General features: G+C 61.9%; 20 protein-coding genes and 1 pseudogene. 15 read left to right on the top strand and 6 right to left on the bottom strand.

Going from position 1 to position 18,122, the window contains the following annotated elements; all coding sequences use genetic code 11:
- The first annotated feature begins 53 nt into the window (after positions 1-53).
- Positions 54-728, top strand: a complete 675-nt coding sequence (locus tag RCH07_RS15235) for a metal-dependent transcriptional regulator (RefSeq protein ID WP_326968349.1) — start codon at positions 54-56, stop codon at positions 726-728.
- 76 nt (positions 729-804) lie between these two features.
- Here the strand turns inward: RCH07_RS15235 and RCH07_RS15230 are convergent, their stop codons facing one another.
- Together RCH07_RS15230 and RCH07_RS15225 are read right to left on the bottom strand one after the other, a co-directional pair.
- On the bottom strand, positions 805-2,046 hold the full coding sequence (locus RCH07_RS15230; RefSeq protein WP_326968328.1) for a mechanosensitive ion channel family protein: 1,242 nt from the start codon (positions 2,044-2,046) through the stop codon (positions 805-807).
- Positions 2,047-2,163: 117 nt separating this feature from the next.
- Positions 2,164-2,760, bottom strand: a complete 597-nt coding sequence (locus RCH07_RS15225; protein ID WP_326968327.1) for a PadR family transcriptional regulator — start codon at positions 2,758-2,760, stop codon at positions 2,164-2,166.
- 326 nt (positions 2,761-3,086) lie between these two features.
- Here RCH07_RS15225 and RCH07_RS15220 point away from each other — a divergent pair, with 326 nt between their 5' ends.
- The 3 genes from RCH07_RS15220 (at position 3,087) to RCH07_RS15210 (ending at position 4,388) form a co-directional block, all read left to right on the top strand.
- Positions 3,087-3,299 carry a hypothetical protein gene (locus RCH07_RS15220; RefSeq protein ID WP_326968326.1) on the top strand — a complete coding sequence of 71 codons (213 nt, stop codon included), beginning with the start codon at positions 3,087-3,089 and terminating at the stop codon, positions 3,297-3,299.
- 291 nt (positions 3,300-3,590) lie between these two features.
- Positions 3,591-3,881 carry an alpha/beta fold hydrolase gene (locus RCH07_RS15215; protein ID WP_326968325.1) on the top strand — a complete coding sequence of 97 codons (291 nt, stop codon included), beginning with the start codon at positions 3,591-3,593 and terminating at the stop codon, positions 3,879-3,881.
- A 9-nt stretch (positions 3,882-3,890) separates the two neighbouring features.
- Positions 3,891-4,388 carry a hypothetical protein gene (locus RCH07_RS15210; protein ID WP_326968324.1) on the top strand — a complete coding sequence of 166 codons (498 nt, stop codon included), beginning with the start codon at positions 3,891-3,893 and terminating at the stop codon, positions 4,386-4,388.
- A 96-nt stretch (positions 4,389-4,484) separates the two neighbouring features.
- On the opposite strand, the gene RCH07_RS15205 is transcribed toward RCH07_RS15210, so the two are convergent.
- A complete protein-coding gene (locus tag RCH07_RS15205) occupies positions 4,485-4,748 on the bottom strand; it encodes a YegP family protein (protein ID WP_326968323.1) in 264 nt (87 codons plus the stop codon).
- Between the two features lie 199 nt (positions 4,749-4,947).
- Here RCH07_RS15205 and RCH07_RS15200 point away from each other — a divergent pair, with 199 nt between their 5' ends.
- On the top strand, positions 4,948-5,253 hold the full coding sequence (locus tag RCH07_RS15200; protein ID WP_326968322.1) for an acylphosphatase: 306 nt from the start codon (positions 4,948-4,950) through the stop codon (positions 5,251-5,253).
- 224 nt (positions 5,254-5,477) lie between these two features.
- Here the strand turns inward: RCH07_RS15200 and RCH07_RS15195 are convergent.
- Together RCH07_RS15195 and RCH07_RS15190 are read right to left on the bottom strand one after the other, a co-directional pair.
- Positions 5,478-5,707: pseudogene (locus RCH07_RS15195) on the bottom strand (hypothetical protein); the annotation flags it as partial.
- 120 nt (positions 5,708-5,827) lie between these two features.
- Positions 5,828-6,565 carry a FadR/GntR family transcriptional regulator gene (locus tag RCH07_RS15190; protein WP_326968321.1) on the bottom strand — a complete coding sequence of 246 codons (738 nt, stop codon included), beginning with the start codon at positions 6,563-6,565 and terminating at the stop codon, positions 5,828-5,830.
- Positions 6,566-6,705: 140 nt separating this feature from the next.
- Between RCH07_RS15190 and RCH07_RS15185 the strand changes: the two genes are divergently transcribed.
- The 7 genes from RCH07_RS15185 to RCH07_RS15155 all read left to right on the top strand — a co-directional run bounded on the left by RCH07_RS15185 (position 6,706) and on the right by RCH07_RS15155 (position 14,020).
- Positions 6,706-7,014, top strand: coding sequence for a UxaA family hydrolase (locus RCH07_RS15185; protein ID WP_326968320.1), 309 nt, complete (start codon positions 6,706-6,708; stop codon positions 7,012-7,014).
- The gene (locus RCH07_RS15180) at positions 6,993-8,156 is read left to right on the top strand and encodes a UxaA family hydrolase (protein WP_326968319.1); all 1,164 of its coding nucleotides are present in this window, start codon (positions 6,993-6,995) and stop codon (positions 8,154-8,156) included. The genes RCH07_RS15185 and RCH07_RS15180 overlap by 22 nt, the downstream gene beginning before the upstream one ends.
- Before the next feature lie 81 nt (positions 8,157-8,237).
- Positions 8,238-9,656: an NAD-dependent succinate-semialdehyde dehydrogenase gene (locus tag RCH07_RS15175; protein ID WP_326968318.1), complete on the top strand. Its 1,419-nt coding sequence runs from the start codon at positions 8,238-8,240 to the stop codon at positions 9,654-9,656.
- Between the two features lie 27 nt (positions 9,657-9,683).
- Positions 9,684-11,147, top strand: a complete 1,464-nt coding sequence (locus tag RCH07_RS15170; RefSeq protein ID WP_326968317.1) for an MFS transporter — start codon at positions 9,684-9,686, stop codon at positions 11,145-11,147.
- Position 11,148: 1 nt separating this feature from the next.
- Positions 11,149-12,024 carry an NAD(P)-dependent oxidoreductase gene (locus tag RCH07_RS15165; RefSeq protein ID WP_326968316.1) on the top strand — a complete coding sequence of 292 codons (876 nt, stop codon included), beginning with the start codon at positions 11,149-11,151 and terminating at the stop codon, positions 12,022-12,024.
- Positions 12,021-12,995, top strand: a complete 975-nt coding sequence (locus RCH07_RS15160) for an NAD(P)-dependent oxidoreductase (protein WP_326968315.1) — start codon at positions 12,021-12,023, stop codon at positions 12,993-12,995. The genes RCH07_RS15165 and RCH07_RS15160 overlap by 4 nt, the downstream gene beginning before the upstream one ends.
- Positions 12,992-14,020 carry an Ldh family oxidoreductase gene (locus RCH07_RS15155; protein ID WP_326968314.1) on the top strand — a complete coding sequence of 343 codons (1,029 nt, stop codon included), beginning with the start codon at positions 12,992-12,994 and terminating at the stop codon, positions 14,018-14,020. The genes RCH07_RS15160 and RCH07_RS15155 overlap by 4 nt, the downstream gene beginning before the upstream one ends.
- Positions 14,021-14,076: 56 nt before the next feature.
- Here RCH07_RS15155 and RCH07_RS15150 read toward each other — a convergent pair whose 3' ends face one another.
- The gene (locus RCH07_RS15150; RefSeq protein WP_326968313.1) at positions 14,077-14,511 is read right to left on the bottom strand and encodes a hypothetical protein; all 435 of its coding nucleotides are present in this window, start codon (positions 14,509-14,511) and stop codon (positions 14,077-14,079) included.
- On the opposite strand from RCH07_RS15150, the gene RCH07_RS15145 reads away from it, so the two are divergent.
- The 3 genes from RCH07_RS15145 (at position 14,489) to RCH07_RS15135 (ending at position 18,039) form a co-directional block, all read left to right on the top strand.
- Entirely contained in the window at positions 14,489-15,433 is a 945-nt protein-coding gene (locus tag RCH07_RS15145; RefSeq protein WP_326968312.1) for a YeiH family protein, read from the top strand. The two genes, RCH07_RS15150 and RCH07_RS15145, sit on opposite strands and share 23 nt — an antisense overlap.
- Before the next feature lie 685 nt (positions 15,434-16,118).
- Positions 16,119-16,811: a hypothetical protein gene (locus tag RCH07_RS15140; protein WP_326968311.1), complete on the top strand. Its 693-nt coding sequence runs from the start codon at positions 16,119-16,121 to the stop codon at positions 16,809-16,811.
- Between the two features lie 601 nt (positions 16,812-17,412).
- Positions 17,413-18,039, top strand: a complete 627-nt coding sequence (locus tag RCH07_RS15135; RefSeq protein WP_326968310.1) for a YncE family protein — start codon at positions 17,413-17,415, stop codon at positions 18,037-18,039.
- Positions 18,040-18,122: the final 83 nt, after the last annotated feature.

Below are 18,122 nucleotides of genomic sequence, written 5' to 3'. Positions count from 1 at the left end.
CAATATTGTTCGATAAGCCTAACATTGTGCTCCCGCTTGCTACCATTGATGCCATGCCCGTCTCCGATTTATCCCCGTCAGCCCAGGACTACCTCAAGCTCATCTGGTCAGCCACGGAGTGGTCAGCAACCCAGATGACCGTCGGCGCGATGGCCGAGCGGCTGGGCGTCATGCCCTCGACTGTGTCGGATGGGGTTAAGAAACTGGTCAGGCAGGGCCTCGTGGCGCACGCACCCTACGGGAGTATCGGGCTAACGGACGAGGGGCGGGAACACGCCGTCGCGATGGTCCGAAGGCACCGCCTCCTGGAAACATTCCTGGTCCAGATGCTGGGCTACGGCTGGGACGAAGTCCACGACGAGGCCGAAGTCCTGGAGCATGCCGTCTCCGACAAGCTGATCGAACGCATCGACCAGAAACTCGGGTACCCCAGGCGGGATCCGCACGGCGACCCCATACCCACCGCCGACGGCCAGCCGCATCTGCCCGCCGCAACAAGGCTCTCCGCCGCGGACACCGGCCGGACCGTAGCCATTACCCGCATTTCCGACGCCGACCCGGAGATGCTGCGGTACTTTACCGAACTGGGCCTCGCGCCGGATACGAAGCTTTCCGTTCGGGAACACCGTCCTTACGCGGACGTCACCACCATCCGTCTCCAGGGGCGTGACCGGGACATCGATCTGGGTGCGTCAGCGTCCGGAGCCATCTGGGTGGTGGCTGACTAGCCCGCACCCACTGCCTTTCAGCCCGCGGTAGTACTTCCGCGGGTGCTGGTTCTGCGCGGTGCTAAATCTGTCAGCGCTAGTTCTGCGCGGCGATGGTCTTGTCCCGGTCCTCAAACACGTCCTCGCCGGGGCCGGAAAACGCCCGCGAGCGTTCCAAGGCCTCAATCGAGCCGGTGAAGAGCTGGGAATCCTGCGGATCCGCGTGGTGCCGGGGCTGCTCATCGGCGGAGGACACCGTGCCGGGGCGCTTGGCCGCGGAACCGGAGGTATGGGATCCGGCCCCTGCGGAAGGCAGTGATTCGAGGCGGATGTGGGGGAGCGCCGTCGGGTGGTCCTGCTGCAGGAACAGCACCAGTTCCTCCCGGATCAGGCAGCGAAGGTCGAAGAGCGAGGTGCTGTCCGCGGCGCTGACCAGGATGCGGACCCGGACGAAGCCCGCCGTCGCGTCGGTGATCTGGAGGATGCCCACGCGCTCGTCCCAGAGCCCGGTTCCGGCGAGGACCTTCTTCAGCTCGGTGCGCATCTCCTCGACCGGGGCGCGCCAGTCGAGGTCGAATTCCACGGTGCCCATGACCTCGGACTGCCGCCGGGTCCAGTTTTCAAACGGGGTGGTGGTGAAGTACGTGGAGGGCAGGATCAGCCGGCGGTCGTCCCAGATGTGTACCACCACGTAGGTCAGGGTGATCTCCTCGATCCGGCCCCATTCCTTCTGGACCACGACGACGTCGTCCACCCGGATCGCGTCGGTGAAGGCCAGCTGGATGCCGGCGAAGACGTTGACCAGGGAGGTTTGCGCCGCGAGGCCGGCCACGATCGAGATCACGCCGGCGGAGGCCAGCAGCCCGGCGCCGAGGGCCTGGATCGCTGGGAAGGTCAGCATCATGCTGCCGAGGGCCACCAGTGCGATCAGGGCGACGGCGATCCGCCGGGCCAGGATTACCTGGGTGCGGAGCCGCCGGGCACGGCGGTTGTCCGCCACATCCACCCGGTAGCGATCCAGGACCATGGCCTCGATGATGAGCAGCACGGCAATGGCCAGCCAGGCCAGGGATGCGATGAGGGCAATCAGCAGGACGTGGTCCACATTGCGGCGCCATTGGACGTCCTCGGTGGTCATCGCCAGCGCGATTCGCACACCGATCAGGCAGAGGGCCAAGCGCAGTGGAAGCCGGGCCACCCGCGACGTCTCCCGCAACTCGGTCTGCTTGCGGTTGAGCCGGAGCACAATCCGGCGTAGCAGCCAGGACAGGACAAGTCCCGCGGCCACGGCGAAGGCCATGGCAAGGAAGGGCATTGCTGGGATCAGGAAGTCTTGCATTGCTTAATCTCTAGCAAGCTTCCGGGGGCAACTGAAATCGGGGAACTGTCAACGTGGGTGGCGTCACGGCCGCGTCTAACGCAGCAGAAACGGAAGATCAGGATCTCTGGCGGATGATTACGTCACTTCGACCGGTGGAGAGGCCGCAGGGGAGGCTGCCGGTGAAGAACCAGTCGACTCGTTAAAGCTGGCCAGGACTACCAGGGCGTCCTTCGCCCAATCTATCGTGGCCCGGGCGGAGTGCTCGCCGGCTGCGATAGTGATGAGCGCATACGGCGTGTTCGCACCCAGCTCGCCCCCCGCCAACTCGGACCGCGCCTCTTTCATGGCGGCAAGCTGCCGTTCGGCCTGGGCTGCCGTCTGTAACACCAGCTGGCGGCACGCTACCGGTCCAAGCTGGCGGCCAAAGAAGAGTCGCAGGAGAACGCCATTTCGAGGCTTGCTATGCTGCGGCGGCTCGGCCAGCAGTTCACGGAGCCGGGCGGTGCCGGCGGCGGTGATGTCGTAGGGCGAGGATCGGCCGCTGACATCGTTCTGGCGCTTCACCAGCCCCTCGCGCTGCAGCTCCGCGAGGGCGGGATAGATCTGGCCGAAACTCTCGTTCCAGAAGTGACCCAGCGTGTTTTTGATTTCTTCCCTCAGCGCGTAGCCGGACATTGGCATGATGCTGAGCGCGCCGAGAACGGCGGTCCGGGTCTGGTCCGAGCGCGCCATTGGGACTCCTTCGTGAAACTGCTGGCCACGGTGGGTTGGCCGGGTTAGTGTATCTAATAGATAGTTTAGCTCTGGAAGATGGAAGTGCCAGCTGTGGTCGTGACCCGGAAGAAGAAGCGGTGATGGATGTGAAGGTTGTGGCAGTCCGGTTACCTGCGAGCCGTGCCGGGAAGACGGCAGCGCTCCTTTTCCTCGGAGTGGCCGGCTTTCAAGGAGCCCTCGCCCTGGGGGTGCCGTGGGGGGCGGCAGCCTACGGCGGAGCGCATCCGGGTGTCCTTCCAGCTTCCTTTAGAACTGCTAGCGCAGTGGCGTCAGGGGTGTACATAGTGCTTGCAGCAGCTGCCGGAACCTCGTTGGCCGCGCCTACCCTGCGCCGGCGGGTGGTGTCCGGGACGGCTGGCCTGATGGCCGTCGGGGCCATGGTGAATCTCGCGTCGCCGTCGTTGGTTGAACGAATGATCTGGACGCCGGTGACAGCAGGGCTGGTTGTCCTTCTCTGGAACGCGGCCAGGCACGATGCGAGGCCGTCAGGCTTTTAGTTCTAGCACTTTTAGTTCTGGCATCAGGCATAGAAAGGGTCGCCATGAGGATGAATCCTCGTCGCAGTGACGCTTCCTCACCGGTTCCTACTGGGGATCCCGCTGTCAATTCCGCTGCGGGAGGCCGGCCGAAGAAGCGCCGGAGGCCCTAAGGGGCATCGCTATAGCGGCACTGATCGCCGTCGGGCTGGGACTGGTCTCGACGGCGGCCAACGTAATTCTTGAGCGGCAGGAGCGGGCAAGCATCACCCCTACGGCGAAAGAATCGCTATCACCGGCGGATCGGTCAATGTGTACCGTAACGGCCATGCCGGCCAGTCGATTGTGCTCCTCAGCGGCCTGGGCACGGCTGCCCCCGTGCTGGACTTCGCCCCGCTGATCCGGGAGCTGGGCGACTTCAACGTCACCGTTGTGGAGGGATTCGGCTACGGCTACAGCGACCTGAGCGCCAGCGAGCGGACCAACAAAAAACATAGCACCGAGCTTCACGAGGCCCTCGGAAAGCTTGGCCTCGCCCGGCCGTATGTCCTGGCCGGGCATTCGATCGCCGGTTTCTACATGCTGGACTACACCAACCGTTAGCCCGCGGAAATGTCGGCCGTGATCGGGATCCACCCCACCGTTCCGGCGGCCAAGAGCGGGCCTGTTGAGGTGCAATCTGGTGGTGTTGGCCTGGCGCGGATCCTCTCCGTCACGGGCGTGGTGCGGGTCATCCTTGCCGTCGCGCCGGGACTGGAGGAACCGGACGGCGATGGGTTTACCGCGGAGGAACGCGAACGCATGCGGCTGATGACGAGCTGGAATTTCGGCAACGACGCTGTCGCCGACGAGACGGCCCGGATCGGGAACAATGCCTCGGACCTCCGCGGAGTCCGCTACCCCGACGGCCGGCCCGTGCTGACGTTCGTCTCCGGTGCCGGATCGGCGGAGGAAGCGACGAAGACGGAGTCGCTGAAGGACCTGCTGAAGAACGTCAAACGCCACGAGATCATCCCCCTCGCCGCCGGCCACTACCTGCACTGGACCCAGGCGAAGCGCATGGCCGAGGAGATCAGGAAGTTCCTCGGGGGCCAGCAGACGGCCCGGTAGGCGTGTCCCCAAAACTCAGGGGCCGGCGTCGGGATACTGCCGCTGTGCTTGATCCGGCCCCGACCGCCCCGTCCGGACGCCTACCCCATGCCCTGCCTAGACGGCGGGGAAGTGCCGGTGCCGGCGGTGCGCCGGCGTCGGCAGCCCTGTGCGTGTCCAGCCAGTCCCGCCCCAGGCGTTGGAGCGGGTCTCCTTGATCAGGCCGGTGCCGGCGCACTCGCGCACTTCCATGATGCCCTCCGCCGCTGCCCGTTTGTCGTCGTAGGCCTTGGAAATGGCCAGCACGGTTCCGTCCGCCCCGAGCAGGCGGAACCGGACGTTCGCCTCGGCGTCCGTGAAGATGTCGAATTGTCCAGCCATCGTCTTGTCCTTTCGGGCCACGCAGCGCTGCGGGCGGGTAGGGCACATCCAGGTGCGATGCCGTTTGCTCGACAGGTCCCCGCAACGTTCCTGCCCAGCCTGACTGCTGAGGGCGGCGGGGAGTAAGGGGCAAAAGTCCCATTGTCATCAACGATCCTTCGCTGCTGGTGACGCCCGCGGCGGGCGCTACATTGGGATCATGGCTAAGTTTCCAGCGAGGGATGCCGGGGATTGGGTTCGGCTCACGGCGAGGGTGGACGGAGCGGTGCAGGCGGTCGGCTTCCGCTACCGCACGGTGCGTAAGGCCGAGGAGCTCGGGCTGAAGGGCACGGTCAGGAATAACGACGACGGCTCGGTCGGCATTGTGGCGGAGGGACCGCAAACGGCCATCCTTGAGCTCCGGCGCTGGCTGCGCTCGCCGGCGGCCCCGGGAAGGGTGGAGAACGTGGACGAATCGGTCTCCCGGGCGACGGGGGCGTTTAGGGATTTCCGGGCGGTGAACTGAGCCTGGGCAGGCCGAGGCCCAGGACGGCCCCGCGGGACGGCGTCCGGCAGCCCTCGCTGTCGAGCAGCACAGTTTTGAAGTGGCCGTCGGGCCTGATCTTCAGGCCCGGGCCCGGAGCGCATGCTCCACGCAGGGTTTCGGCGGTCACGCCCCGACGCCGCAGGCGGCAGCGGTGCGCTTCGGTGCAGCGGAGGACTAATTTATCCAGGTAGACCTGGAGATGCTAATTGCTGACGGCGCAGTGGGTGCCGCGTGGCACGCCGCAGTTTGTGCAGCCTCGTCCACGCACTCACCCAGCGGCCTAGTCCGAGCTGCCGCTGCAACTGCACCGCCGAGATCCCCGGCGTGCTCGCAGTCATAAGGGACGCGGCCCAAACCAGTACTGCCAAGGCAGGCGGGTCTTCTGCAGCACTGGCCCGGACGTCAGGGATGTCTGGAGATGACACCGGGCACAGGTTCTGTAGGCGAGCGTTTAACTCGAACTTCCAAAATCGTCGGAGCGTGCGAGATCGCATGGCTGAAATTCTTGTGCAGTCGACTGCACAAGAACGTCGGGGAGACTGGGATCGGGGGTCTAATCCCCTTTGATGGCGGCGAGTTCGTCACGTCGCCGGTTCAAGGCGGCTTTGCGTGCTCCACCAATGTGGGCTTTTACAGCCCGGCGCGCGGCTGAAGAATCGCCAGCTATAAGGGCGGCCAGGATGCGGGCATGATCTTCCCGTGACTTCTCTATCCTGCCCGGAACTCGGAGAGTCGTGTCCAAGCCCTGGGAGATGATTTCCTGAAGTACGCCCTGAATCCGGGCAAGGAAGCGGTTGCCCGCGGCCTCAACAATTCGAAGGTGGAATGCCGCATCCAGCTCCTGAAGTCGATCCCAGTCAACTTCGGGCTCAAGGCTGGCGGCGGTTACTGCCTCATAGGCAGCTTCCACGGCCTTGAGCTTTTCGGGATCGGCTTTGTCCGCCGCCCAGCCAGCCGCAGCCAATTCGAGAACTTCGCGCATGTCGAAAAGTTCTTCCAGATCAACCTCTTCGGCATAAAGTGCAGCGCGCAGGTTGCGTGCTGTCTCGGGTTGCGCCACGAACACGCCGGATCCATGGCGGATCTCGATTTTCCCTTGTGCCTTGAGGGAGTGAAGGGCCTCCCGAAGGGATGGGCGGCCCACTCCCAGCAATGCAGCGAGGTTGCGTTCGGGTGGAAGCCGGTCACCAGGCTGCATCTTATTCTCTTCAATCACCTCAAGGATCCGCTGCGATATCAGACTTGAAATGGTGCCCTGACGCACAGGCGCCCACGTTTCCGAAGTGTTCACAGTGTTCCCCTTGTCTTCCAAATTAGGTCTTACCACCTTACCTCTTCTCGGATTTGACCCACAAACTCCTTGCGATCTGGATCACACCGTGGCAGACTCTTTCCCCAAGAGGCAAGACCTCTTACCACTAAGGAGGAATCATGACAGAAGAATCTAGGGAGCCGGGTTTCCTGGCACACTACGACGGCGATGTTGTTGCTGTAGCAGTGCGGGACCTGGAACCGGGATCGATCGAGGGCGGCTACCTTCGTGGTCCCGCGTCAATCACCCTTGACGTGCTCCACCGCATCCCGCTGGGACACAAGCTGGCACTTGTCGATCTCGAAGCAGGACAGGACGTTATTGAATACGGCCTCCGGGTCGGTGTGACCACCGAGAAGATCGCCAAGGGTTCATGCGTACACATCCACAACATTAGGAGCGCCCGGTGGCAGAACAGCGTGGCCTGACCGGATACCGTCGGGAAGACGGTTCAGTCGGCATCAGAAACTACACGGTCATCCTTCCGGTTGACGACCTCTCCAACGCCGCAGCGGAAGCCGTGGCAAAGGTAATCCCCGGGACGTTGGCACTTCCCCATGCCTATGGCCGCCTGCAGTTCGGGCCGGACTTGGACCTGACCTTCCGCACGCTTATCGGCACCGGATCAAACGCCAACGTCGCGTCCGTGGTGGTCATTGGTATCGAGCCGAACTGGACCGAACGTATCGTGGAGGGCATCGCCAAGACCGGCAAGAAGGTCCAGGGATTCTCCATCGAACGCAACGGGGACCTGAAGACCATCGAGAAGGCAGCGCGGGTCGCGGCAGCGTTCCTGCAGGCTGACTCCGAAATGGTCCGTGAGCCCGTTGAACTGCGTGAGATTGTCATGTCAATCAAATGCGGGGAATCCGACACAACAAGTGGTCTAGGCTCCTGCCCCACGACGTCCGAAGCTGTGGACCGCTGGGTCGACGCGGGCGGAACAGTGTTCTTCGGCGAAACCACTGAACTCACCGGCGGAGAGCACCTGATCGCGGAGCGGTGTGTCAACGACGATGTACGCCAGAAGTTCCAGTCGATCTACGACAACTACATCGACATGGTGGAAAAAACGGGCGCCAACCTCCTTGGGTCGCAGCCGACCCAGGGTAACATCACGGGCGGCTTGTCCACGATTGAAGAGAAGGCCATGGGCAACATCGCCAAGACGGGAACCAAACCCGTTGTCGGCGCCCTGGAGTCCGCGGAAGTTCCGAACTCCGGGCCTGGGCTGTACTTCATGGACACATCCTCGGCGGCAGCAGAGTGCATCACCCTGATGGCAGCGGCCGGGGCGGTACTGCACCTTTTTCCGACAGGTCAGGGCAACGTCATCGGAAACCCGATCGAGCCCGTGATCAAACTGACAGCCAACCCCATCACGGCGGACACCATGGGCGAGCACATGGATCTTGACTGTTCTGGGTTGCTTCGGCGTGAATACGACCTCAGCGAGGCCGGCGATCGTCTGATGGAAGTCGTCGAACGGACAGTCAACGGACGTCTCACCTGTGCCGAGGTAATGGGGCACAAGGAGTTCGTCATGACCAGGCTGTACCCCAGCGCCTGACACCTGGCGGGAGGGGGCATTGGGGCTCCCTCCCGCTACCCACTGCTACAGCGAATGCGAAGAGGAACAGAAGACATGTCAATGAAGCCAAGTATTCTGATAGACGGTGTCTGGCAGGACACGAAGGACCACAAGGATGTACTGAACCCGGTGGACGGGTCCGTGGTCGGACGCGTTGCATACGGAGGAGCCGCAGAAGCGGAGGCAGCCGCGGATGCCGCCGCCGCCGCTTTGTCCGCCTGGTCTGATCTGCCGGCCCGGAGTAGGTCATCGCTGTTGCACAGGGCAGCGGACCTGATAGCCGGAAGAGCCGAGGAGATCGGCACCCTTCTGGCCCGCGAGGCCGGCAAACGCAAGCCGGAAGCCGTGGGCGAAGTGAGTTTCTCGGCCGAGTACTTCCGCTGGTTCGCAGAAGAAATCCGCCGCCCCAGCGGCAGTGTTCTGCCGAACGAAGCATCCGACCGCCGACATATGACCCTGCGTCGTCCTGCCGGAGTGGTGGCAAGCCTCACGCCATGGAATTTCCCCTGCTCCATCCAGGCGCGGAAGCTCGCCCCGGCGCTGGCCGCGGGCTGCACTGTAGTGGCACGAGTCTCTGAACAGGCGCCCTTGGCGGTCACCGAACTCATTCGCTGCCTTACCGACGCTGGGCTTCCCGCCGGAACAGTCAACCTGGTCCACGGACCCGCTGCCGCCGCCACCGACGCGTACCTCAACCATCCAGCAGTCAGGGTGGTCACCTTTACCGGATCCACCGAGGTCGGCAGAGGAATAATGGAAAAGGCCAGCCGCCGCGTGGTCCGTCCCCTGCTGGAGCTCGGCGGTAACGCACCCTTTATCGTCTTCGACGATGCTGATCTTGACGCCGCCGTCACCGGGGCGATGCTCGCTAAGTTCCGCAACACCGGACAGTCCTGCATCGGGGCCAACAGGTTCTTTGTCCACGCATCAGTGTTCGACGAATTCACGGCGCGTTTCGCTGCCGCCGTCGATGCCATGACGGTAGGCGACGGGCTGGACAAGAATGTCCCAGACCTCGCAGCATGCATCGATGACCGGCGTGTTCAATCCGTCAACAAGATGGTGGACGAGGCTATCGGTGCCGGCGCCCGGAAAATCACGCGAGATTTCGATCTTCCCTCCGGCGCGTTCTGCGCACCTGCGCTCCTGACCGGCGTTCCTGACCACGTGGATCTGGCGAGCGAGGAAGTCTTCGGGCCGGCAGCCGCCATTTTCAGCTTCGAGGACGAAGCTGAAGTCCTTGCACAGGCCAACGCCACGGAGCTGGGACTCGCTGGCTACGTCTACACCCGGGACCAGTCACGGATCTGGCGTGTGGCCGAACAGCTGGATGTTGGCATCACAGGCATCAACCACGCTCTCCCCTCGGTGCCTTTCGCCCCTATGGGCGGGACCAAGCAATCTGGCCTGGGTCGCGAAGGAGGAAGTCATGGCCTCGAAGAATTTGAAGAGTCCCGTTATCTGTCCATCGGAATATAGTTCGGTACCAACGAGCCGGAGAATGTCATGACAAAAACCAAAATCATCATTCGGAGTGCACGCGACGTCATCGAAGCAGTCAACTCCGGAGCCGTCAAGGGCGGTAACGAACGAGCGATTATTCTTATTGCCCTCGGCGGCATATTCATAGATGCCTACGATTTCACCGCCATAGCCTTCGGCCTGAAAGACATCAGTGCCACGTACAATCTGACGCCCCTTGGTGAAGGCATCGTTGCGGCCTCCATCATGTTCGGAGCCATCTTAGGAGCGGTCTTCGGAGGATATCTCGTGGACCGGATCGGCCGTTACAAAATGTTCATGGCGGACATGGTGCTTTTTGTCGGCGCCGCGATCGCTTGCGCCCTTGCCTGGAATGCAGAATCACTGACCTTCTTCCGTTTTCTCATGGGTGTGGGCATTGGTCTGGACTTCCCGGTGGCACTGGCCTTCCTCGCTGAATACTCAGCCCGCAAGGGAAAGGGTGGCAGGGTCACGCTCTGGCAACCCATGTGGTATATTGCCACGGCAGCAAGCTTCGCCGTGCTGATTCCGCTCTACTTCCTGGTTCCTGAATCAGCGCATGCGGACCTGTGGCGCTGGGCCGTCGGCTTCGGAGCGATTCCGGCCATTGTCGTGCTGCTTGTCCGGCGGAAATATATGGACGAGTCGGCTTCCTGGGCTGCAAACCAGGGCGACCTCGCCGGAGCAGTCCGCATCCTGAAGAATGCCTACAACGCCGACGCCGAACTGGCACCGGAGCACGAGCTGGTTTACCCACCGGTCCAGCCGAAGGCCTCGCTGGCGAGCTACAAAAAGCTCTTTACCCCGAAGTACCGCGGCCGAACCATTCTGGCCGGAATCGTGGGCGCCTGCCAGTCCATGCAGTACTACGCCGTCGGTTTCTACCTCCCCTTCATCGTGGGCGTCTTCCTGTCCCTGGACCGCCTCAACACCATCACCATGCCACTGCTCTTCAACGTTGTCTTCGGCGTCACGGGCGGCTTCCTCGGCGTGAAGCTGGTCCAGAAAATGGGCTCCTGGGCACTGTCCCTGATCGGGTTCCTCATGACATTTGCGGCGCTCATATGTCTGGGCTTCATCGGTCAGCCAACCTCTGACAGCATGGGCATCTTCGTCGGACTCCTGCTCGGCGCCTTTGTCTTCTTCCACAGCGCCGGACCGGGCGCCCAAGGAATGACCATGGCAACTATGAGCTACCCGACATCCCTGCGAGGCACCGGCGCCGGCTTTGGCCAGGCCATTCTGCGAGTCGGATCCACCATCTCACTCCTAGTCTTCCCGATCCTCTCCAAGGCGTTCGGCACTGGAGTGTTCTGGATTGTGGCCATCGCACCGGCCGTCGCCATCGTCGCCCTGCTGGCAATCCGCTGGGATCCCACCAAAGTCGATGTCGACGCCGAAGACTACGAAGCCGACGATGCCGCGACAGAGACGGCCTCCATCAGCAGCACTACGAAAGGACACTGATATGAAAATCACCTGCATTGGCGTCGGTAACATGGGCGGCGCCGTCGCCCGCCGGCTCGCAACAAGCACCGAGTTCACGGTGACGGTCTATGACCCCTCCACCGAAGCAATGGCGAGATGTGAAGCCGCCGGAGCGATCCCATCCGCCAACATGCACGCAGCAACCGAGGGAGCCGACGTTGTCCTGACCAGTCTCCCCACCACCCGGCTGGTCCTCGAAACCATCCGACAGCTGCTCCCGGTCCTGGCAGAGGGAACGGTGATCGTCGACATCTCCACAATCGACCCGCAGACAGCCGCCACGGCACTGCAACTTTCCCAGGACGCCGGCAGAATTTTCATAGCCTGCCCGCTGGGGAAAACACCAGGGCACGCCGAGAACGGAGAAATCCCGCTCTTCATCGGCGGCGACCAAGACACCGTCGCCCGTCTTGATCCAATGCTGGAGCGGATGGGCGAGAAGACCTACAACTTTGGCACCGTGGAGGCCGCGACAGCCTTCAAACTCGTATCCAATTTCATCGGCATGTCCAACGTCGCAATTTTGGCGGAAGGGTTGGCCATCGCACTAAAAGCAGGAATTTCCCCGGAAATGTTCACCGAGGCGCTTGCAGATACGGGGGCCAAATCCTTCCAGAGCGAAGTGCGGCTCCCCTGGATGCTAGAGCAGGACTGGACGCCGCGCTTCGGTGTAAACCTCGCCGCGAAAGACGTCCGCCTGGCGGTCGAGTCAGCCCTGAACTGGCAGATTCCCGTGCCAGTGGGCGCCGCGGCCCTGTCCCAACTGATGGCGGTCTCCGCCCGCGGCTTTGGCAACGAAGACGTCGTTGCGGTCATGAAACTCACCGGCCCAGCCGATCAAGGGAAAAACCCATGAGCAGGATAGTAATCACGGAAGCCGTCACCGGGTCTGCTTACGATGAACTAGCACGCAACTGGAGCATGATCCGAGAACCGGAAGCCTGGAGTTCTCCTTATCGCCTGCAGCAACTTCTCGCTGATGCCGAGGCCGTAATCGTCCGCAACCGGACCCAAGTCAACGAGGAATTCCTACGGGCCGCACCCCACCTGAAGGTAGTGGCCCGCGCCGGGGTTGGCCTGGACAACATCGACTTGGCCGCCGCTGACCGGGCTGGCATCGTGGTCATAGCGCCACTTGGAGCCAACGCACTCAGCGTGGCTGAGCACACCCTTACACTTGCCCTGGCCCTCTCCAAGAACCTCATCGCTTCCAGCGCCCTCACGAGAACAGGATGCTGGGACCGGATTCCCACCCAGGAATTGGGGGGACGCACCTGGGGCCTCCTGTCCGCGGGGGCAACAGCCCGCGCCACCGCACGGCTGGCACGGGCATTGGGGATGGACGTCATCGCCTACGATCCCTTCGTCGACCCGGATCACCCGGACCTCGCCACGATCGGCATCCGACTGGCACCGTTGGAGGACGTGCTCAGCGCAGCGAATGTCCTGAGCATTCATCTCCCGCACACCTCAGACACCCATCACCTGCTCAATGCCGAGCGCCTGGCCATGCTCCCGCCCGGGGCACTCGTGATCAATGTCGGCAGGGGCGAAGTCATTGATGAGGCGGCCCTTCTGGAGGCGCTGCGGACCGGAGCACTGGGAGGGGCAGGACTGGATGTCCGCCACGAGGAGCCACCGATCGCCGGTGAGCTCGAAAAGCACCCGAACGTCATTGTGACTCCACACGTCGCCGGCATCACTGTCCAGGCGCAAGCGCGCATTGGGCAGATCCTGTGCGGGCAGATCGAAACAATCCTGGGCGGACATCAGGCGACCTACTCCGTCGGGGCCCACGCCACACCCCTGCAGGACGTGGCGCGATGAATATCACCTTTGAAGACGCGGTCAATCTTGCTACGGATCTTCTCGTCGACGTCGGTCATCCCCGGCACAGGGCGGCCGCCGTCGCCCGGGCCCTTGCGCTGGCCGATGCCTGGGGACTTGCCTCGCACGGGCTGCTAAGACTTCCCATATATCTGGACCGCAGTGAAGCCGGCGGGTACGCGACCAACGCAGAGCTGCAAGCTGTCATGGACTTGGGGGCCCTGACCGTTCTCGACGGCGGTGGCGGCCTCGGCCACTGGCAACTCAGCGAAGCCGTGGGACTCGCTGTTCCCAAAGCCAAACAATACGGACTCGCTGCCGTAGCGATCGGAAACTCCGGCCATTGCGGCGCCCTGGGCGTCTACGCCGCGGACGCAGCAGAAGCCGGGATGGCATCACTCATCGTCTCCTGCGGACCTGCGGTCCTTCCCGGTTGGGGCGGGACAAAACGGTTACTGTCAACGTCACCGATCGCCGCGGGATTCCCCCTGGATGGCGCTCCAGCCATCGTCGACCTGGCACTAAGCACCGTAGCGCGGGGCAAAATTGCGGCCTACGCCAACCGGGGAGAAGAACTACCGGAAGGCTGGGCACTCGACGCAGACGGACAGCCAACGACCAATCCCCACGAAGCACTCTCCGGAATGCTCTCACCCCTCGGCGGAGCCAAGGGATTCGCACTGGCTTTCATGGTGGAAGCCCTCACCGCCGGGCTGGTGGGCCCCACCCTGTCCAAGGACATGCCTGACTTCTTTGACCGTAAAAGTTACGCACAGCCACAGGGCATCGCTCATCTGCTGATTGTCATCGACCCAAGCCGCACCGACGTCAATGGAGACCCGGAAGCCGCCGCACGGAGGTTCGCCGATCTGGCCGCAGCCACTGTGGGCGCCGGCGGCCGGGTACCCGGCTCGCGCAGGCTCGCCCCGAGCCAAGTCGCATCTGATCAGCTTCTGGATGTAGAGGATGGGTTACTGGCAGGGCTCGAGGGTCGCCGCTCATCGGCCGCGAGCCTCCCGCGCTGACCTTTCGTCGCGGGTTTCCACTCGCTGCTTAACAATTGCCAAGGAGAACCATGTATTCAAAGGAATTGGCCGCCAACCGGGGTGAAATTGCCATTCGGGCTTTCCGCGCAGCTCACGAGCTCGATGACGCACCGATTACCGTATTTCCGTTCGAGCAGGGAGTTGCCTGTGACCCAGTGGGAGCCATTGAAACCATGAAAATATCTGCGCCAGTTTCTGGAATAATTCTCCGGAAAGCCGTGGCATGTGCGTCCCAAGTCGAAGGCGACGATCTGCTGGTGGTTGTTGACTCTCATGAAAATTCCGGACCCGACGGGGTCCTCGAGCCGGGGACGGTCACGGATTAGAATGTCGACGAGCCAAATGATTGCCGGTGCGTCGCTTTCCGCCAAGTCGCGGACAAGACGACTGCTGCCCGGACTCGTCGCCTGTGCCGTGGCGGTCTTGGCGTCGCTTGGAATCCACACCATGGTGCCCTCGCTGCCAGCCATGACCGTCGCAGTGACGTTGGGAATACTTGCGGCTAACCTTCCGAAAGTACGTTCACACACGCAGGGGATGCTTCGTCCAGGGCTGGATTTTGCTGGAAGGCGTTTCATGCGTGCTGGGATAGTTTTCCTCGGGCTGAAGCTGAGCGTGGTTGACGTTCTGGGGCTGGGCTGGACCGCGTTCGTCATCATTGTTGGCGTCGTCGTCCTGGCGTTTGCCGGCACTTACATTCTGGGCAGGCTCTTCCGGCTTCCTGGTGACACGCCGTTGTTGATCGCTGCGGGCTTCTCGATTTGCGGCGCTTCTGCCGTTGGAGCGATGGCAGCGGCGCGGCGAACCCGGCACGGCGATACCATCATGCCGGTGGCTTTGGTGACCCTTTGCGGAACCCTCGCCATTGCTTGCCTGCCACTGCTGATTGCCCCGCTGTCCCTCAACCCAATCCAATTCGGGCAATGGGCTGGTGCCTCGGTACACGATGTGGGGCAGGTCGTAGCCACATCCCAGGTGGCAGGGACCGCCGCCTTGGCTGCCGCCCTGTTGGTCAAGCTGACTCGTGTCCTGCTGTTGGCTCCCATAGTTTTTATCGCTGCGCTGGGCACACGCCGCTACGCCCGAAGAATCAAGCCAGATAGCGATAGTCGGCCAACCACTGCCAAGCTCCCACCCTTGGTGCCGCTCTTTATCCTTGGGTTCATCCTGATGATCGCGCTTCGGTCCTCGGGCTGGCTGAACCCGGAAATGCTCGAGTTTGGGGTCTTGATCCAAGACGTATTGCTAGGCTCAGCACTCTTCGGCCTGGGGTCAGCGGTGAGCATGCGAGAGATTCTGACATCCGGGCTACGCGGTACTCTCGTGGCGCTGCTTTCGTGGATCCTCATCGCCGCACTGGGGTACGGCGCGGTGATGCTGATCTCGATTTAGCACACCGAGGCTCGGACGTGAACAAACACTGATTTTGCGGTTGGTGGCCCATTGGAATTACGCCGGATTCCAGAACAAATCATCCCTGATGGCGGAAACGGCATGTTGCCAAGCCATCGGCCTCCCGTTCGTGGCCGCCCGAAAATGATCGGCATACCGGAAAACACTTAGTGGCCGGCCAGACCGTGTTGCGACGGGATTGCTGGAAGAGCTGAATGCGACTTTCAGCGATCTGGAAGATCAAAATGGTCTATGTCTTGCTGGACGCGGACGAAGCAACCCTCCGGAACCGCTTTGAAAGCGATCAGGTCGAGTTCTCCGGCAAACAGTGGAGGCTCGATCACCTCGAAAGGTACGCGGCGACACGCCAATGGTTGACCCATGAAGCTGGCCTAGTCAGCGACACTTCCCAACAGTAAATGAGAGGGAAGCTGGCCGGTCACCGTTGAGCTCCGGCGCCAAGGAAACGCCCTTTCAGGAGCGCCCGTTTGGCTGCGGCTTGAGCATGTCGACCCCTTCGGAGTTCGTCGTGCTCATCGAACGGAGCCCGCCTGGCCCGAGTAGGGCGGCGAGAGCCCGGTCGCTAGTGAACGATCCGGCCTGATCCCTCGTCGTTATGGCTGGAGCCGGTCTTTGGCGCCGCAATAATCATTTCTCTATCTATAAGCCGAGCTGAGGAAGAATCATGATAAAAATCAGGAACCGTCGAATTGCCGCTGTTGTTGGCTCCGTGGGGGTGTTGGGCGCAATTGTGGCCGGCGCTGCAAGTGCGAGTCCGACGTCGGAGAAATCTGTCCCTGCCGCATCGAAAAAGCATCCAGTGGAGATCGAGGTGTTAGCCCCTGGAAAGGGCGATAACGCCGGGATCGCTGGTGCTGGCTGGTTCGTTGATCTGCGTGTGCAGTACGAAGGCGGACTGGCCGCGGCCGGCTTCACCGGTCTGCAGCTCACCGGGCCTGCCGCACATGCAAACACGGCACCCTTTCCCGGGTCGTTCTCCACCGGTCAGGATGATCGCCTGCCCGGCCTCGTTGTACTCGCCTCCACCACCACCTCCACCATCAAGGGCTTCTCCGGTCCCGGCACGAATCTGGCCAACCTGTTCAATCTCACCGGCGTGACCGACCGCTCGAAAAAGGGGGATGAAATCTGGGATTCCTGGCTTGTCGGGGCCCCTATTGCCGGCCAGGACGTGGATACCACCCTGACCGTCGCCGTGATCGCCGACCTCAACCACGACGGCATCTACGACGATGCCCCGAGCGTCGTGCCGGACGCAAACGGCGATGGAACGATAGGCGCACAGGATCTCGAAACCATAGGAGTCGCGTCCCAGATTACAACGATCCCGTTCCACATTTTAGGCGCCCCCAAGTAGCACGACGTCGTAGTTGGCCACGGCGAACACGTTGCACGGGCCTGCAACCGCGGCGTGATATCCCCACGCAGGAGAGCTGATGGCACCCCACCGGACGGGGTCGGCTTTCCGGAAAGGCCTTGCGACTGAAGTTCAAACCGTCGAAATCGGCGATCTGCGGGCGGCCGGAGACTTCTTTTCCGCCTAGGTCGCTGCAGTTGATGCAGCTAAACGACAGGCCTGTGGGCCAGGGTGAACCGATGGTGGCCCGAGATCGAGAAATTGATTAAAACGCGGGTCGCCACGGCCAAGGTCGGGGCGGCAAACACGATGGTCAAACATCAGGCGTATTGGCCGCGGGTTCCGAAACGCGAAGAACTATCAAGTTTGTATTCTGTTAGTCAGTGCATCCCGGATGGTGTCATGAACAATCTTTCCAGCGGGGCTTTCACCTCGATCCGGGAAGATCTATGTTATTGGCGTGATCGTTTGGTTTTTTAGCCGGCAGATGCCATGAATACTTTCTCTCAAGAATCGGGCAGGCACGTCAGTCAAACTATCCTAGGTGACTCAGGTGAAAATTCGATCCTGATCTCAAATAGACCCACGGGAGCCGCACTTCATGAAAAAACGAATAAGTATAACCTTGGCTGCGATATCTCTGATCGCGCTAGCCTCTACGTGCTGCGACGCCTCAATAGACAGCACCCGTGGCACGAAATCCTCGCCCACCGGTGCTTCGGACAGTTCGGTGCCGGCGGTGACCGAAGACAGTAGACTCAGATTTGATGCCGACATTACCAATAACTCCCTTGCGGTAAGCCCGGATGAGAAAACCGCAGTAGTATCGGACAGCCGCGAAAAGTCACTCCTGATCTATGACTTGGTTGAAGGTGGACTGAGCAAGAGAATTGGTGGCTTTGGCACGCCGCGAAATATTGTGTTTATTAATGACGGCTCGCAATTTGTGGTCTCTGACAGCAGCCTCGGAACCCTCCGTTTTTACAGCACGGTGGACTACACGTTGCAGGATGAAATCGTTGTTGGACCAGGAGCATTCGGAACTGCGGTAAGTCCGGATGGAAACACCATGTATGTGAACAATCAGGCACATAGCTCGGTCACAGTCGTAGATCTCAAGGCACGGAAGCTGACCGACGTTATCACAGGTTTTTCCCAGCCGAGGCAAGGCATCAAGGTATCTCCAGACGGGAAGCATGTCTATGTGACGAACTTCAGGCTCTCCTGACAGAGATGTGGGTTCCGTTATCTCTGGTATGGGAGCTCGATTCTGACGGGTCCGCAGGCGAGCATGATCAGGGCGAGTGCGGC

The sequence above is a fragment of the Arthrobacter sp. CG_A4 genome (assembly GCF_035985125.1).
Lineage (GTDB): Bacteria > Actinomycetota > Actinomycetes > Actinomycetales > Micrococcaceae > Arthrobacter.
Note: the sequence above shows the minus strand (reverse complement) of the source record. Positions and strands in the feature narration are given on the sequence as shown.